The following is a 16,902-nucleotide window of genomic DNA, read 5'->3' as shown; positions in this document are numbered from 1 at the left end:
GCCCGGCGGCTGGCTGGCCGGCGTCACCTGTTCCTATGCCGCTGCAGGTCGGTCAGTCCTTGCGGCGGCGTCCGCCCTTCCTGACCTTGGTCGAGCCGGCCCAGTGTTCGTCGAGATGCGGCGCGGGGCCCACCACGCGGGGCAGGGTTTCCCGGCCAGGACCCATCTCGTCGAGCGTTGGCTTGCGGGCGCGGGACCCGCCCCCCGGCGGCGGCAGGTTGGCCCTGGCGCCATACTTGCGCTGGCCGGCATAGCTGCCGGCCTTGTCGGCCACCTCCTCCTGCCGCGCCAGCGGATCGTTGGCGATGGCGAGCTCGGTCGCCTGCAGGCGCTTCAACTCGTCGCGCAGGCGGGCCGCCTCCTCGAACTCGAGGTTGGCGGCAGCCTCGCGCATGCGCTTCTCGAGGTCGGCCATCACGGCCTTGAGGTTGTGACCGACGGCTCCCTTCTCGGCGAGGCCGGTATCGACGCGCACGTGGTCGCGCTCGTAGACCGAGTCGAGGATGTCGGCGATGTTCTTCTTCACCGACTGTGGCGTGATGCCGTGCTCGGCGTTGTAGGCGAGCTGCTTTTCGCGGCGCCGGCTGGTCTCGGCTATGGCCCGTTCCAGACTGCCGGTCATGGCGTCGGCATAGCAGATGACGCGGCCGTCGACGTTGCGCGCGGCGCGGCCGATGGTCTGGATGAGCGAGGTCTCCGAGCGCAGGAAACCCTCCTTGTCGGCATCGAGGATGGCGACGAGGGCGCATTCGGGAATGTCGAGGCCCTCACGCAAGAGGTTGATGCCGACGAGCACGTCGAAGGTACCGAGGCGCAGGTCGCGGATGATCTCGATGCGCTCAAGCGTGTCGATGTCCGAGTGCATGTAGCGCACGCGCACGCCGTGCTCGTGCAGATATTCCGTAAGGTCCTCGGCCATGCGCTTGGTCAGCACCGTGACGAGGGCACGGTAGCCTTGGGCGGCGACCGCCTTCACCTCGCCGAGTAGATCGTCCACCTGGCTGCGCGCCGGGCGGATCTCGACCGGCGGATCGACGAGGCCGGTCGGGCGGATGACCTGTTCGACGAAGATACCGCCGGTGCGTTCCATCTCCCAGGTGCCTGGCGTTGCCGAGACATAGATCGACTGCGGCCGCATGGCGTCCCATTCCTCGAAGCGCAGCGGGCGGTTGTCCATGCACGAGGGCAGGCGGAAGCCGTATTCGGCGAGCGTCGCCTTGCGGCGGAAGTCGCCGCGGTACATGGCGCCGATCTGCGGCACGGTGACGTGGCTCTCGTCGACGAAGATGAGGGCGTTGTCGGGCAGGTATTCGAACAAGGTCGGCGGCGGCTCGCCCGGCTTGCGGCCGGTAAGATAGCGTGAATAGTTCTCGATGCCGGCGCAGGAGCCGGTCGCCTCCATCATCTCGAGATCGAAGGTGGTGCGCTGCTCGAGCCGCTGGGCCTCCAGGAGGCGGCCCATGCGATTGAGTTCCGCAAGGCGCCATTTCAGCTCTTCCTTGATGCCCTTGATGGACTGGATGAGCGTCGGGCGCGGCGTCACGTAATGCGAATTGGCGTAGACCTTGACGAACGAGAGTTCGGCCGTCTTCTCGCCGGTGAGCGGATCGAACTCGACGATCGATTCCACCTCGTCGCCGAAGAGGCTGATGCGCCAGGCCCGGTCCTCGTAGTGCGCCGGGAATAGCTCGATGACGTCGCCGCGTACGCGAAAGGTGCCGCGCGCGAAGTCGAGCTGCGTGCGCTTGTAGTGCAGCGCCACGAGATCGGCGATGAGCTGGCGCTGCTCGATCGTCTCGCCCACCTTCACGGAGAAGGTCATGGCGGTGTAGGTCTCGACCGAGCCGATACCGTAGATGCACGAGACCGAGGCGACGATGATGACGTCGTCGCGCTCCAGCAATGCGCGTGTTGCCGAGTGGCGCATGCGGTCGATCTGCTCGTTGATCGAGGATTCCTTCTCGATATAGGTGTCCGAGCGCGGGACGTAGGCCTCCGGCTGGTAATAGTCATAGTAGGAGACGAAGTACTCGACGGCATTGTCCGGGAAGAAGGACTTGAACTCGCCGTAGAGCTGCGCCGCCAGGGTCTTGTTATGGGCGAGAATGAGCGCCGGGCGCTGCGTCTCCTCGATGACCTTGGCCATGGTGAAGGTCTTGCCCGAGCCGGTGACGCCGAGCAGCACCTGGTCGCGTTCGGCGGCCTCGACGCCGGCCACCAGCTCCTTGATCGCCTGCGGCTGGTCGCCGGCCGGCGCGAAGTCCGACTTCATGCGGAAGCTGATGCCGCCTTCGGATTTCTCGGGTCGGGGCGGGCGGTGCGGCGTCCACAGCTTGCCGTCCTTGAACAGCGGATTGCCACTTTCGAGCAGGGCCGAGAGCGCCGCGACCGTTGCCGAGACGCCGCTCGGTGCGGCCTCGGCCTCGGCGGGCATATCCAGCCGCTTGCCGGCGCGCCGCGGCGGCGCCTCGTCAGCCTCGGGGAGGAAGCGCGCCTGCGGCGCCTCGCCGAAGCCGGCAGCGCCGCCCGGCCCGGCGGTGCCCTTGTTGAGGGCCGGGTTGAGCAGATCCGCGAGGAACGGGTCGAGCGGTTTCAGCTCCGGCTTTGCGGCCTTGGAGCGGGGAGAAGACGGTTTGCGGGCCATGAGAACGAATATGGTACGAGTCTGCGCCTGGCGGAAGAGGGATCGTGCGGCGAGCGGAGGCAGGCGCCTCGTATGGAGCCTTCGGCTTGTTGCCGCCGCTCGTTTCCGGGCTGCGTTCCGCTTCGCTGCATCCGCCCGGGAAACGAAGCTGCTCCTGGACAATGGCGCTGTGCGATCCGTCCGCTGCCGGCCTTCCCGTTGCCCCTGCGACAGGACCGGTGCACAAAGACGCGGCCGTGGGGCAGGAGATTGATGATCGATGCGTTGCAACATCTGCGGTGGCACCGCCTTCGAGGACATGCCGAAGCGCCCGCTGGCGCGCTGCACCACCTGCCGCTCGCTGGAGCGCACGCGGGTCGCAGCCCTGAAGATCAAGGAACAGGTGCGGCCGCAGCCGGGCGCGCACGTACTGCATTTCGCGCCGGAGCAAGGCCTGTCGCAACTCTTGCGCGACATTGCCGGCGACAACTACCGCGCCGTCGACATCGACCCCCCGCGCTACGCCCATCTCGGCATCGACGTCGAGTTGTTCGACCTGTGCCACGACGTGTTCGCCCTGCCGCGCGGCCGTTATGATCTCATCGTGCACAATCATGTGCTCGAGCATATCGAGTGCAATTATTCGGTCGTGCTCATCCGTCTCGCCCAGTCGTTGAGCGAGAACGGAGCCATGCTGTTCAGCGTGCCGATCGTCGGGAACGATTTCACCGATGCCATCGTCGATGCGAGCGACGAGGAGAAGGCCGCGCGCTTCGGAGCCTTCCGCCACTACCGCCATTTCGGCCGCAGGTTCATCGCCGAGACCCTCGGCATGATCTTCGACATGGCCCCGGACTATGACCTGACAAGGGATTTTCGGCCCGAGGTGCTGCGCGAGGCCAATATCCCCGAGCATCACTGGCACGACTTCACCGGCACCAGCATCTTCGTCGTGCGGCGGCGCGACCTGCGCGTGTGACGCTCAACCGTCCGACAGCTCGAAGTCGAGCACGAGGATGCCGTCGATGCCGCCCTCGCACAGGCCGACCAGGGCGGCACCCGCGACCTTGTGATCGGGATGGGCGAGATAGGCGTCGCGCGCCGCGGCGTCGGTAAAATCGACCACGAAGCCGTGCGTGTAGCCGCGCGCCAGCCCTTCCGGGCTGGTGTTGCGCCCGGCATCGAAGCCGAGCATGCCCGGGACGACCGCCCGGAGATTGGCGAGCGCGTCGAACACCGCCTCGATCTCAACCGGCTCCGTTCCGGCGGCGAACCTGACGAGGACGACGTGCCGCACCCGCGGCCCGCCGCCCGATGCCATAGCGGGCGCCGCATGGGTCACGGCAGCGCCGATTGCCGGCAACATCCATCCGCGCGTGAACGAACGTCGAGAGATAGGTGGTGTCGTCATCATCACGGCCTCGATCCGTTTGAGGGACTTTAGCCCTGGCGGCGGCGCCATGGCTTCGCGCCGGCGGCGTACGGCCATGCGATATCGGCGCACCGTCATGCGCGGCGCGCCGTTGACTGGACGAAGCTGCACGGGCATGCCCAAGACGAGGCTGGCAGCATCAGAATAGTCTCTTCGAAAGTGCCGCAGCGATGGCCGACGGTCTGCTTTCCCTTCTTTCGATCGAAGCCATCGGCGCCGTTGCCGCCGTGCTCACCACGCTGTGCTGGATTCCGCAGGCGGCCCGGGTCATCCGCACGCGCGAGACGCGGGCGATCTCGCTGACGACGCAGGTGGCGTTGACCTGCGGCGTCGTCCTGTGGCTCGTCTATGGCCTGTTCATCGGCAGTTGGCCGCTGATCGGCTCCAATGCCGTCACTCTCATCCTGCTCGGTGTCATCCTGATGATGAAGCTGCGTTACGGGTGACGGCGCGCCGTCCAGGCGTTAAGGTTTCGTTCATCACGACGCGTAACGGTTCGAGACCGTTCCGCTCTGCCCGAAAGGGAGACCGCCGGCTGCGAAGCGATGGCCGGTGTCGTGCTGCCAACGAGATGACGGATATGACACGGCGAATCCGAAGCTGCGGACAAGGCCGCATTGCGCATATGCGCCCGCCGGGCGCGTCGCACCGGCTGTGCCCGCTTGCGGCCGCTGCGCTCGCCCTAGCCGCCGCCTGCGGGCCCGTTTTCGCGTTCGAAGCCTTGGCTCCCGCGGCACCGCTGCCACCGGAGCGGCCCGCGCCCGACGAGGAGACCATGCCACTTGGGGAATGGCAGGCCTTCGATCAGTCGTTCTCCTTCAACGCCGACATGTGGACCGACAGTCCGCAGGAGCCGATCTGGGCCGAAATGTCCGCAGTCGCTGCGCAACTGCTCCGGCGTGGCGGCCGGCGTGCCATCGCGCCCATACTGACGCTCGCGCCGGTGGCAAGGGGATATGCGGATGCCGGGACGCGGCTGACAGGGCCGCTCGCCATGCCAGAGGAAAAAGCATTCGGCCTGCGACTCAGGACCGAGCAGGGCATGTCGATCTCCACTGAATTCGCCAGCGGGGAAGGCACCTGGCAACCCGTCGACACCCGCCTTGCCTGGCGTGTCGCGCGGCCGATGCCGGCAGACGAAGGCTGGGTGTGGGCAGCCGGGTTCGGCGGCGGACTTCCCGTCGGTCACGCGCCATATTCGCAGACGCTCGACGTCGTGCTCGGGCGGCGCTTCCGCGGTGGGGAGGGGAACTGGTCCGTGATGCCGGAACTCGCCGTCAACACTGTCTACACGAGCTATGGAGGCGAGCGTTGGAGAACCACTCTGACGCCGCAGGTCAAGACCAAGGTGGATGTGCTCACATCGGCCGACGACCGGTTCAAGCTCTATCTGGAATCGTCTGTCGGCTATGCGCTGCCCGTCGGTGCAAATGCGTCCGGCCTGTCGGCGAGGACGCGGCTCAACCTCATCTTCCGGCCGGGCGGATGAGGCCCGGCGAATATCCTTGCGCCGGGCGCCCGGATGGCGCATGAGGACGCGCTCCAATCACGTTCGGCCCCACTCATGCTGCCAGCCGTCTCAGCTCCGCACGTCGCGCCGGTCGCGCTCCTCGTCCTCTCCAATGTCTTCATGACCTTTGCCTGGTACGGGCATCTGAAATTCAAGACCTCGCCCCTGTGGATCGCGGTCTGTGCGAGCTGGGCCATCGCCTTCATCGAATACTGGTTCGCCGTGCCGGCCAACCGCATCGGCCACGAGGTCTATTCGGCGGCCGAGCTCAAGACGATGCAGGAGGTGATCACCCTCGTCGTCTTCGCGCTCTTCTCCGTGATCTACCTCAAGGAGGCGCTGACGCTTAACCACCTCGTCGGTTTCGCGCTCATCGCCGCCGGCGCCTTCTTCATCTTCCGCGGACCCCTCGGCTGATCAGCCCGCCGGGCGCACGCGCAGCACCCGGCCGTCGGGGGCATCCGTCAGGAGATAAAGGAAGCCGTCCGGCCCCTGCCGCACGTCGCGGATACGTTCGCCGAGATCGCGCAGCATCCGCTCCTCGCCAACGATGCGGTCGCCTTTGCGCTCGATGCGCACGAGCATCCGGCCGGCGAGCGCGCCGATGAACAGGCTGCCGCGCCATTGTGGAAATGCCTCCCCAGTGTAGAAGGCCATGCCGGAGGGGGCTATGGAGGGATCCCAATAGTAGAGCGGCTGCTCCATGCCCTCTTTCGCAGTGCCCTCTCCGATCTTGGCGCCGGAATAGTCGACGCCGTAAGTGATGACCGGCCAGCCGTAGTTGAGGCCCTTGCGGGTGATGTTGATCTCGTCGCCGCCGCGGGCGCCGTGCTCGATGGTCCACAATTCACCCGTGTCGGGATTGATGGCGGCGCTCTGCGGGTTGCGGTGGCCGTAGGACCAGATTTCCGGTCGCGCATCCTGCCGGCCGATGAAGGGATTGTCGTCGGGTACGGAGCCATCGGTCCTGATCCGCACCACCTTGCCGAGGTGGGTGGAAAGGTCCTGCGCGCTGTCGCGCAGGTCGTAGCGGTCACCGAGTGTCACGAAAAGCGTGGCGTCCGGGGCAAAGGCAAGGCGGGAACCGTAATGGTTGGCGCCCGTGTGGGCCGGCTCCTGGCGGAAGATGACAGTGACGTCGGCGAGCGCCGCAGCATCGTCGCTCAACCGGGCGCGCGCGACCGCGGTGCCTGCGCCGCCCGCCGCGCGCGGTTCGCCGTACGTTATGTAGAGCGTGCGGTTGGTGGTGAAGTCAGGATCGAGCGCGATATCGAGCAAACCGCCCTGGCCCCGGTCCGCGACGTCAGGCGTGCCGGCGAGAGGGGGCGACACCGCTCCTTCCGGCGATACCAGGCGTATGTCGCCCGGCCGCTCGGTGACGAGCATCGCGCCGTCCGGTAGGAAGGCGAGGCCCCAGGGATGCTCCAGGCCCGATGCGACGGTTTCGAGGACAATCTCGCCGTGCCGGGTCTTCTCGCGCAAGGGCTCGGCATTCTGGGACCTTGCATCGAGCGCAGGCAGGAAGATCAGCGCCGCTGCCGTTGAAAGCCGGCCGCAAAAGCCGATTGACATGGTCGCCTCCGTGATCGCGCAAGGCCAAAGGGCCGGGAAGGTTGCCTGTCAGGCTAAGAAGCGGTCACGGGCGGTCAATGGCTGCAAGGTCACGTTGCTGCGAGGCGAGGCCTTCAGCAACGGATCGACCAGGGTGGCTCCGTCAGGAGACCGAGTGCACGATGATGGCGGGCTCGCGGGCGATGGTCTGGCTGGTGCCGATCCCGGTGCCGATGGCAACCACCGCGGTGCCGAGCGTCAGGATGACAAGAAGCACCAGGGAGAACTTGAACTGGCGTTCCGCTTCGACGCGCGTGACGGAGGCCGCCACGGCGCGTGGCCGGCGGATGTCCGAGAGGCGGATCGGATCGTTGACGTTCATGGCGCGTTACTCCATGTCCACGACCTGTGGACGGGTAAGATTTTGCTGCCGTATACACGGGGCTGCAGTGCGTTGGCGCACAGGGCTTCAGCAATTCAATCTTCCCGCCGGGCTCGATTGTTCCGTGCTTGTCAAATGCCGCGCGGGGCGCATTTGTTCCCGCCGCCAGGTTTCTCCGGTGCCGACACATTCGGCCAATTCATCGATGCCATGAGCACGTTTGGCTTGCTCTCGACGGCTCGCGGCACTACACGAACGGCGCCCGCGCGCGCGGGCCCGACACATCCAATCCGGAGACGCTCCATGGCCTTCCTCGCCGACGCTTTGTCCCGCATCAAGCCGTCCGCGACCATCACGCTCACGCAGAAGGCGAGGGATCTCAAAGCCGAAGGGCGGGACGTGATCTCGCTGTCCGTGGGCGAGCCGGATTTCGACACGCCCGAGAACATCAAGCGGGCTGCCATCGCCGCCATCGAGCGGGGCGAGACGAAGTACACGCCCGTCTCGGGTATCCCGCAGCTGCGCGAGGCCATCGTCGCCAAGTTCAAGCGCGAGAACGGGCTCGACTACAAGCCCTCGCAGACCATCGTCGGCACCGGCGGCAAGCAGGTCATCTACAACGCCCTGCTCGCCACGCTGAATCCCGGCGACGAGGTGGTCATCCCGGCACCCTACTGGGTGAGCTATCCCGAGATGGTGGCGCTCAACGGCGGCACGCCCGTCTTTGCCGAAGCCAGGCTCGAGGACAATTTCAAGCTCCGCCCGGAGGCGCTGGACCGCGCCATCACGAAGAAGACGAAGTGGGTCATCCTCAACTCGCCGTCGAACCCCTCCGGCGCGGCTTACAGCTTCGCGGAAATGAAGGCGCTGACGGACGTGCTCGTGCGCCATCCGCATGTGTGGGTGCTGACCGACGACATGTACGAGCATCTTGTCTACGGCGACTTCACCTTCGTTACTCCGGCGCAGGTGGAGCCGGCGCTCTACGAGCGCACGCTGACCATGAACGGCGTCTCCAAGGCCTATGCCATGACCGGCTGGCGCATTGGCTATGCCGCCGGTCCGGAGCAGCTCATCAAGGCCATGGACCTCGTCCAGGGCCAGCAGACCTCGGGCGCTTGCTCGATCGCGCAATGGGCGGCGGTCGAGGCGCTTGCCGGCCCGCAGGACCACCTGCCACGCTTCCGCAAGGCCTTCGAGGAGCGCCGCGACCTCGTCGTGTCCATGCTCAACCAGGCCAGGGGCCTCTCCTGCCCGACGCCGGAGGGCGCGTTCTACGTCTATCCTTCCTGCGCCGAGCTCATCGGCAAGACGGCGCCCTCGGGCAAGAAGATCGAGACGGACGAGGACTTCGTGCTCGAGCTGCTGGCGACCGAGGGGGTCGCTGCCGTGCACGGCTCGTCCTTCGGCCTCGGTCCCAACCTCAGGATCAGCTACGCCACCTCGAACGAGAAGCTCGAGGAGGCCTGCCATCGCGTCCAGCGCTTCTGCGCCAGCCTGCGCTGAACGCGGCTCGTCGAGCAGGAATGCGACGGGGCCTTCGGGCCCCGTTGTCATTTCGGCCGATGATCGGCTCAGCACAGGCGGCAGGTGAGGGAACAGTCGCTCGGGCCGCGCGTTGTTGTCCCATCCTGTCCTCAGACAATGGGAGCCAAGCCGTGAGCAAGCGACCCACAGCGGCCACAACCCTGGCCGCCATCGCGATCGTCGGCATAGGGGTCTTCGGCGCGCATCATGCCTTCGCACAATCGAGCCCGGTGCGGGCGTCACCCAAGACGGAGGTGGGCCGCCTCGCCTGCAACGTCTCCGGCGGGGTCGGCTTCATCATCACCTCCCAGCGCGCTCTGAACTGCCGCTTCACGGACAACCGCGGCCGCACGGAGCAGTATGTCGGCACGATCCGCAAGTTCGGGCTCGACATCGGTGCGACGACGGGCGGCGTGCTTGTCTGGGCCGTCGCAGCCTCGACGAGCCGGCTCGGCCGTGGCGCCCTGCAGGGCGAATATGCCGGCGCGAGCGGCGAGGCGACGGTTGGCGCGGGTGTCGGCGCCAACGTCCTCGTCGGCGGCTCCAACCGTGCCGTCAGCCTCCAGCCCCTTTCGGTGCAGGGCCAGACCGGCCTCAACCTCGCGCTCGGCGTCGCCGACATGCGGCTCGAACTCGCTCGCTGAGGAGCCGCGTCTACAACCGGAGCAAACCCCGGCACAAGCCGGGGTTTTCCTTGTTTACGGCAGCCGGCCGGCCCCGTATTGGTTTGCCCAACGCATCAGCGCCGAAGGCGCATCAAACGGGGTATGCTCAATGACAGGGGTTGCTTCTCGACCGTCGGCGCGTTGGCGCCTGGCATCGATCGGGCGCAAGGCCGCGGTGGCGGCTTTCGTCGTCGTGGGCCTCGCAGGATCCGTGTTGTCCGCCGCGGCGCAGGAGAAGGTGACGGTCGGCGTGCTGCGCTTCGTCTCTTCGGGCGGGCTCTTCCTCGCCGTGGAGAAGGGCTATTTCAAGGACGAGGGGCTCGATGTCGAGCTGAAGTTCTTCGAGGCCGCGCAGCCCATCGCGCTTGCCGTCGTCTCCGGCGACACCGAATTTGGCGTCACCGCTTTCACGGCCGGCTTCTACAACCTCGCCGGCAAGGGCGCGCTCAAGGTCATCGCCGCCCAGGCGCGTGAGAAGAAGGGCTACGAGGGCAACCTCGTGCTCGCCTCCAACGCCGCTTACGAGAAGGGGCTGACGAGCCTCGACAAGCTCTCCGGCAAGTCGGTCGGCATCACGCAGGTGGGCTCGTCCTTCCACTACCAGATGGGGCAGATCGCCGCCGCCAACGGCTTTGCGCTCAAGAGCGTCGAACTCAAGCCGCTGCAATCGCTGCCCAACATGGTGGCGAGCATCAAGAGCGGGCAGGTCGACGCCATCATCATCGCGCCGCATCTGGCCAAGCCGCTTGTCGCCTCGGGCGAGGCGAAGCTGATCGGGCGCGTCTCCGACGTCACCGAATACCAGTTCGGCGGCCTGTTCACGAGCACCAAGATGATTACGGAGAAGCGGGCGACGGTCGAGAAGTTCGTGCGCGCGTACCAGAAAGGCGCCGCAGACTACGCCAAGGCGTTCCTCGCCAAGGATGCCTCGGGCAACATCGCCTATGCGCCCGACAGCGACGCGACGGCCGCGCTCGTCGCCAAACACGTCTATCCGTCGGAGGAGTCGGCCCAGGCAGCCGCCAAGGTCAAGGGTGCGGCCTTCTTCGTGGACGAGAAGGCCCGGCTCGACGTCGCCGACATCCTGACCCAGGTGCAATGGCTGAAGGACGAAGGCCTCGTCGATGCGTCGGTGGACGCTAAGTCGATCCTCGACCTCAGCTTCATCGACGGGCACATCAACGCCAACTGAAAGCGGCCGCTCCGATTTCACAACCGTCATGCCCGCGCTTGTCGCGGGCATCCACGCCGCGACACGCGAGCAAGTCCAAAGGCGTGGATGATAATAGCAACGCGCTTGCGTGTTGCGTCTCTTAAGGGTGGCACAAGTCGGACAAGCCTTGGCCAGCGTGTGAGCATGTCGTTTTTCGCCGCCCTTCTGAGAGGCCTTTTTCGGGTGTGATTACCTGCGGCGGCGCTCCCGCCGCAGCAATTGTTTGAAAGACCGGACATGCAGCTCATCGCCGACCACATCGCCCATGCCTACGGCCCCCTGCCGGTGCTGGACGACATCTCCTTCACTGTCGGGCCGGGCGAGGTCGTCGCAATCGTCGGCCCGTCAGGCTGCGGAAAGTCGACGCTGCTGCGCATTCTCGGCGGACTGGAGAAGCCGCAGGCGGGGGCGGCGCTCGTCGCCGGCGCACCGCCTGCCGCCTCGCTCAACCCGCTGACCTTCGTCTTCCAGGACTTCGCCCTGCTGCCCTGGCGCACCGTGGAGGGCAATGTGCGCCTGGTGCTGGAGGGGCATGGCCTTTTGCAGGCCGTCGTGGCAGATACGGTCCGCGACGTTCTCGCCCGTACCGGCCTCACCGATTTCGCCAAGGCCTATCCGAAGCAGCTGTCCGGCGGCATGCGCCAGCGGGTCGGCATCGCCCGCGCTCTCGCGGCGCGGCCGGCGGTACTGCTGATGGACGAACCGTTGTCGGCTCTCGATGCGCAGACGCGCGAACTGCTGATGGATGACCTCGTGCAACTCGTCTCGGCTGAAGGCAGCGCCGAGGCGCTGGGCATGGTCTATGTCACGCACAATCTCGACGAGGCAGTGCGGCTCGCCGACCGCATCCTCGTCCTGTCGCGTCGCCCCGGGCGCGTGCGCGAGACGGTCACGATCGCCGGCGACCGGCGGGCGCGTCGCTCGGACGATCCGGAACTGGTGCGCCGCGCCCGCGAGCTGTGGGATCTGATCCGGGCTGATGCCGCCGAGGCGGATCGGGAACTCGCCGATGGGGAGGCGATCAATGGTTGATGTGGCTCATGACGTGTGCCCGGCGGCCACGGCTGACAAGCGTCCCGTCACGTTCCGCGGCGGGCTTTTCCTGCCGCGCACCCATCGGCTCGTCGGTTTCGCCGCCCTCGTCGCCCTCATCCTGCTGTGGCAGGCCGCCTCCAGCTTTGGCTGGATGAGCCCGGTCCTTGCCCCGAGCCCGGGCGAGGTGATCGACGCCCTCAGGCGCATGGCCCTCAGCGGCGAGCTCGCCACCCATCTCTCGGCCTCGCTCGTGCGGCTTGCGGGCGGCTTCGCCATCGGCGGCACCGCGGGCATCGCCTTCGGCATGGCCATCGGCCTGTCGAGCCTGGTGCGCTCGCCTGGCGCGACGCTGGTCGCTGCGCTCTTCCCCATCCCGAAGATCGCGCTCCTGCCGCTCTTCATCCTGTGGTTCGGCATCGGCGAAAGTTCCAAGGTGGCGACCATCGCCTTCGGCACCTTCTTCCCCATGGTGATCGCGACCTATGGGGCCGTGGACAATGTCGACCGCTCGCTCGTGCGCATGGGTCGCAGCTTCGGCCTGTCCTCCTTCGCCATCATCTCGAAGATCATCCTGCCGGGGGCTCTGCCCGGCATCCTGTCAGGCATGCGCATCGCCTCCTCCATCGGTATCGTCCTGCTCATCGCCGCCGAGATGATCGGCGCCAACGAGGGGGTCGGCGCCCTAGTGCTGGCCGCCGGCAATCTCATGCAGTCTGACCGCCTGCTCGCCGGGGTCGTCGTGCTCTCGCTGCTCGGCCTGACGGTTGCCGGCGTCATCGGGGCCGTCGAAAAGCGCCTGCTCGCCTGGCGTTGAGCCTCGCCGCCCGAGCGGCTGCGGGTGCCACCTCACCGCCACCCTTGATTCGCACGCCCGACGGCGTGACGATCACATGACGGCCTTCGTGGCCGTCATGCGAGGGAGAGGCGGCCATGGATGCCAGCGGTAGAGAACGAGCGGGGCCCCGGTGCATCGCCATCGTCGGCCCCTACCAGAGTGGCAAGACCAGCCTGATGGAGGCCTGTCTCGCCCGCATGGGGGCGATCGACCGGCAGGGGAAGGTGGCGGACCGGAACACGATCGGCGATGCCTCGCCCGAAGCGCGGGCGCAGGGCATGAGCATCGAGCCGAACGTCGCGAGCGGCGATTTCCTCGGCGAGCGCTTCACCTTCGTCGATTGCCCCGGTTCGATCGAGTTCCTGCACGACATGCGCACTGTCCTGCCGGCCTGTGATGCGGCCGTCGTCGTCTGCGAGGCGGACGACCGCAAGGTGCCGGCACTCGAACTCGTCATGCGCGAGCTCGAGGAGGCGGATGTGCCGCGCTTCCTCTTTCTCAACAAGATCGATGCGGCGAGCCGGCGCGTGCGCGAGACGCTCGCCAGCCTGCAGAGAGCCTCGCGCACGCCGCTCCTGCTGCGCCAGATTCCCATATGGAAGGATGGCATAGCCATCGGCTTCATCGACCTCGCCCTGGAGCGAGCCTTCGTCTATCGCGAATATGCCGCGAGCGAGGTGATCGACCTTCCCGTCACCGAGGTCGGTCGCGAGAAGGAGGCGCGCTTCTCGATGCTCGAGCGGCTCGCCGACTACGACGACGAACTCATGGAGGATCTCGTCGAGGAGATCGAGCCGCCGCGCGACAGGGTGTTCGACGATCTCTCGCGCGAACTGCGCGACATGCATGTCGTGCCGGTGCTCTTCGGTTCGGCCGAGCGCGGCAACGGGGTCACGCGCCTGCTCAAGGCGCTGCGCCACGAAGCGCCGCGCCTCGCCGCGACGCGGGCTCGCCTCGGCGTGCCCGAGGAAGGGCCGCCGCTCGCCTTCGCGATGAAGACGAGCCACAACGGCCAGGGCGGCAAGCTGACGCTGGCGCGCGTGCTGCGCGGCCCTATCTCCGAGGGCGACACGGTCGTATCATCGCGCGGGGGGGAGGCGCGCGTTGCCGGCATTGTCGACCTGAAGGGCCAGGGGCAGAGCCGCCGGACCACGGCGGAGGAAGGCGAGACGGTCGCCTTCGCCCGGCTTGACAATGTCGCGACCTCCGATGCCTTCGCAGTCGGCAAGGAACGCCCGACGGCAATCGTCTCCGTCGCTCCGCCCGATCCCGTCTTCTCGCTGGCGCTCCTCGTGCGCGACCGCAAGGACGACGTGCGGTTGACGACGGCGCTCGGAAAGATCGTCGAGGAGGATCCCTCGCTCGTGCTCGAGCAGCGGCCCGACCTCGGCGAGATGCGTCTGTGCGGCCAGGGCGAGATGCACCTGCGCGTCGCCATCGCGCGGCTCGCGTCGCGCTTCGGCGTTACGGTCGACGTGCGCAAGCCGCAGATCGCCTATCGCGAGACCATCCGCCACGCGGCCCAAGCCCGTGGGCGCCACAAGAAACAGTCGGGTGGTCACGGCCAGTTCGGGGACGTCGTGCTCCATGTCGAGCCGCTGCCGCGCGGCGAAGGCATCGTCTTCACCGACACGATCACCGGTGGCGTCGTGCCCAAGCAGTACATTCCCTCAGTGGAGATCGGCGTGCGCGAGGCGGCGGAGAAGGGACCGCTCGGCTTTCCCGTCGTCGACATGAAGGTGACGCTCACCGACGGTTCGTACCATACGGTCGATTCCTCCGACATGGCCTTCCGCGCTGCGGCAAGACTCGCCATGGCCGAGATGCTGCCGAATGCCAAGCCGGTGCTGCTCGAGCCGATGCTGGCCGTGGAGATCGCCGTGCCGACGGAGGCAATGTCCAAGGCGACGGCGATCATCTCGGCACGGCGGGGGCAGATCCTCGGCTATGACGGGCGACCGGGCTGGCTCGGCTGGGACCTGGTGAACGCCATGATCCCGGAGGCCGAGATGGATGACCTCATCGTCGAGTTGCGTTCGGCCACTGCTGGTGTCGGCAGCTTCTCGGCGCGGTTCGACCATCTGGCGGAACTCAGCGGCAAAGCGGCCGATCAGGTCGTCATGGCCCGCGCAGCGGCAACCGGCGGCTGAGGAGGCGCAGGTTCGATCATCCCTCGCCCTTTTCGCCCGCGCGAAAAGGGCGAGGGATGATTCTCCCCGCTTTTGCGCAGTTTCCTGCGCTGCGTGGTCGCGTCGATGCGGCCGGTGGGCGGCTGCAGGCGCTTTCATGGGGGCATTTCGACGCCGAATCCCGCCTCTATCGACAGTTTTTCCCGCCTGAAAGACAATGTGCGAAGAGCCGGTGCAACCGGCCGGGAACATGAGCGGGAGAACGTCATGGTGGAGGCGATCGAGACGCGACACGGGACCAACGAGCAACTGATGGCGAGGCGGCCATGGCTGCGGTCCTATCCGCCGACAGTCGCCGCGGAAATCGACATCAGCCATCTCGGCACGCTCGCCGACCTCTTCTACGACGCGACGCGCGACTTCGCCGGCCGGCCGGCGTTCGAGAGCTTCGGCAAGGAACTCACCTACGCCGGACTGCGCGCCGCCGCCGAGGCAACGGCATCGTGGCTGCAGGCCCGCGGCATCAACAAGAGCGATCGCGTGGCCCTGATGATGCCGAACGTCCTCGCCTATCCGGCGGCGATGTTCGGCGTGCTCATCGCCGGCTGCACGGTCGTCAACGTCAACCCGCTCTATACGCCGCGCGAACTGGCGCACCAGGTGAACGACGCGGGGGCCCGCGTGCTCGTGGTGCTCGAGAACTTCGCCCACACGGTGGCCGAGGCGCTGCCGCAGATGAAGCTCGATCAGGTCGTCATCGCCACGCCGGGAGACCTGATGGGCCTCAAGGGCGCCATCGTCAATCTCGTGTCCCGGCACGTGAAGAAGGCAGTGAAGCCCTTCAGCATTCCGGGCGCCGTCCGTTTCGCGGCGGTCCTTGCCGAGGGGCGGCGGCGGGCGCCCGATCCGGTTGCCCTGACGCCGCAGGACGTGGCCTTCCTGCAATACACGGGCGGGACGACCGGAGTCGCCAAGGGCGCCGTGCTCACCCACGGCAACATCACGGCCAATGTCGCGCAGATGAAGGCCTGGCTCGAGGGCTGGGTGAAGACCGACGGAAGCCGCCACATCATGGTGACGGCGCTGCCGCTCTATCACATCTTCTCCCTCACCGTGTGCTGCATGATGATGATGCGCATCGGGGCCTGCGGCTTGCTCATCGCCAATCCGCGCGACATCGCCGGCTTCGTGAAGACGCTGAAATCGCGGCCCTTCACCATGATCAGCGGCGTCAACACGCTCTACAACGCGCTTGCCCATCATTCCGGTATCGGGGAGGTCGACTTCTCGCCCGTGCAATTGTGCATCGCGGGCGGCATGGCGACCCAGGCAGCGGTGGCCAAGCGCTGGAAGGACATCAGCGGCAAGCCAATCATCGAGGGCTACGGCCTGTCCGAGACGTCGCCGGTCGTCTCAGCGAACCGGCTCGATATCGAGGAGTTCACCGGTACCATCGGCTTTCCGCTGCCGTCGACGGATGTCGCCATCCGCAGCCTCGACAATACTGATGTTCCCTTCGGCGAAGTCGGGGAATTGTGCGTGCGCGGCCCGCAGGTGATGGCAGGATACTGGCAGCGCCCCGACGAGACGGCGAAGGTGATGACCGCCGACGGCTATTTCCGCACCGGAGACCTCGCCGTCGAGGCGGAGGAGGGGTCCTTCCGCATTGTCGACCGCATGAAGGACATGGTGCTGGTCTCCGGCTTCAACGTCTATCCCAACGAGGTCGAGGATGTCCTCGTCCGCCATCCGAAGGTACTGGAGGCGGCAGTTGTCGGGCAGCCGGACGAGCACTCGGGCGAGGCGGTGCTCGCCTATATCGTCAAGCGGGACGAGAGCCTGACCGAGGAGGAATTGCGTGCCTTCGCGCGCGAGAACCTCACCTCCTACAAGGTGCCGCGCCGCATCGTTTTCCGCGACAGCCTGCCGAAGACAAATGTTGGCAAGGTGTTGCGCCGGGCCCTCAGGGACGAGGCGCAGGCCGGCGGACACCCCTGATC

Annotated in this window: 15 protein-coding genes; 11 read left to right on the top strand and 4 right to left on the bottom strand. The window is 66.8% G+C overall.

Going from position 1 to position 16,902, the window contains the following annotated elements; translation table 11 throughout:
* Positions 1–52 precede the first annotated feature (52 nt).
* Entirely contained in the window at positions 53–2,644 is a 2,592-nt protein-coding gene (gene uvrB / locus ASC46_RS01570) for an excinuclease ABC subunit UvrB (RefSeq protein WP_055457536.1), read from the bottom strand.
* Positions 2,645–2,903: 259 nt separating this feature from the next.
* On the opposite strand from uvrB, the gene ASC46_RS01565 reads away from it, so the two are divergent.
* Positions 2,904–3,602, top strand: a complete 699-nt coding sequence (locus ASC46_RS01565; protein WP_055457535.1) for a class I SAM-dependent methyltransferase — start codon at positions 2,904–2,906, stop codon at positions 3,600–3,602.
* 3 nt (positions 3,603–3,605) lie between these two features.
* On the opposite strand, the gene ASC46_RS01560 is transcribed toward ASC46_RS01565, so the two are convergent.
* Positions 3,606–3,989, bottom strand: a complete 384-nt coding sequence (locus ASC46_RS01560) for a Dabb family protein (RefSeq protein ID WP_082464659.1) — start codon at positions 3,987–3,989, stop codon at positions 3,606–3,608.
* A gap of 236 nt (positions 3,990–4,225) precedes the next feature.
* Here ASC46_RS01560 and ASC46_RS01555 point away from each other — a divergent pair, with 236 nt between their 5' ends.
* From ASC46_RS01555 to ASC46_RS01545, 3 genes are all read left to right on the top strand, one after another.
* On the top strand, positions 4,226–4,501 hold the full coding sequence (locus ASC46_RS01555) for a SemiSWEET family sugar transporter (protein WP_055457534.1): 276 nt from the start codon (positions 4,226–4,228) through the stop codon (positions 4,499–4,501).
* Positions 4,502–4,830: 329 nt separating this feature from the next.
* Positions 4,831–5,544, top strand: coding sequence for a hypothetical protein (locus ASC46_RS01550; RefSeq protein WP_141659641.1), 714 nt, complete (start codon positions 4,831–4,833; stop codon positions 5,542–5,544).
* Positions 5,545–5,619: 75 nt separating this feature from the next.
* Entirely contained in the window at positions 5,620–5,982 is a 363-nt protein-coding gene (locus ASC46_RS01545) for a DMT family protein (RefSeq protein ID WP_055457896.1), read from the top strand.
* Here ASC46_RS01545 and ASC46_RS01540 read toward each other — a convergent pair whose 3' ends face one another.
* The gene (locus ASC46_RS01540) at positions 5,983–7,137 is read right to left on the bottom strand and encodes a PQQ-dependent sugar dehydrogenase (RefSeq protein ID WP_055457532.1); all 1,155 of its coding nucleotides are present in this window, start codon (positions 7,135–7,137) and stop codon (positions 5,983–5,985) included.
* 142 nt (positions 7,138–7,279) lie between these two features.
* Entirely contained in the window at positions 7,280–7,498 is a 219-nt protein-coding gene (locus ASC46_RS01535) for a hypothetical protein (RefSeq protein ID WP_055457531.1), read from the bottom strand.
* Between the two features lie 303 nt (positions 7,499–7,801).
* Here ASC46_RS01535 and ASC46_RS01530 point away from each other — a divergent pair, with 303 nt between their 5' ends.
* From ASC46_RS01530 to ASC46_RS01500, 7 genes are all read left to right on the top strand, one after another.
* Positions 7,802–9,004 carry a pyridoxal phosphate-dependent aminotransferase gene (locus ASC46_RS01530; protein WP_055457530.1) on the top strand — a complete coding sequence of 401 codons (1,203 nt, stop codon included), beginning with the start codon at positions 7,802–7,804 and terminating at the stop codon, positions 9,002–9,004.
* 152 nt (positions 9,005–9,156) lie between these two features.
* Positions 9,157–9,669 carry a DUF992 domain-containing protein gene (locus ASC46_RS01525; protein WP_055457529.1) on the top strand — a complete coding sequence of 171 codons (513 nt, stop codon included), beginning with the start codon at positions 9,157–9,159 and terminating at the stop codon, positions 9,667–9,669.
* Positions 9,670–9,901: 232 nt separating this feature from the next.
* Positions 9,902–10,882 (top strand): ABC transporter substrate-binding protein, encoded by a 981-nt coding sequence (locus ASC46_RS01520; RefSeq protein WP_245280451.1) that lies wholly within the window; start codon positions 9,902–9,904, stop codon positions 10,880–10,882.
* A gap of 258 nt (positions 10,883–11,140) precedes the next feature.
* The gene (locus ASC46_RS01515) at positions 11,141–11,935 is read left to right on the top strand and encodes an ABC transporter ATP-binding protein (protein WP_055457527.1); all 795 of its coding nucleotides are present in this window, start codon (positions 11,141–11,143) and stop codon (positions 11,933–11,935) included.
* Positions 11,928–12,752, top strand: a complete 825-nt coding sequence (locus tag ASC46_RS01510; protein ID WP_055457526.1) for an ABC transporter permease — start codon at positions 11,928–11,930, stop codon at positions 12,750–12,752. Before ASC46_RS01515 ends, ASC46_RS01510 begins: the two co-directional genes overlap by 8 nt.
* Positions 12,753–12,868: 116 nt before the next feature.
* Entirely contained in the window at positions 12,869–14,923 is a 2,055-nt protein-coding gene (locus ASC46_RS01505; protein WP_055457525.1) for an elongation factor G, read from the top strand.
* A gap of 246 nt (positions 14,924–15,169) precedes the next feature.
* Positions 15,170–16,900 (top strand): AMP-binding protein, encoded by a 1,731-nt coding sequence (locus ASC46_RS01500; RefSeq protein WP_082464657.1) that lies wholly within the window; start codon positions 15,170–15,172, stop codon positions 16,898–16,900.
* Positions 16,901–16,902: the final 2 nt, after the last annotated feature.

It is taken from the genome of Chelatococcus sambhunathii (assembly GCF_001418005.1).
Lineage (GTDB): Bacteria > Pseudomonadota > Alphaproteobacteria > Rhizobiales > Beijerinckiaceae > Chelatococcus_A > Chelatococcus_A sambhunathii.
This window is presented reverse-complemented; position numbering and strand designations above follow the sequence as displayed.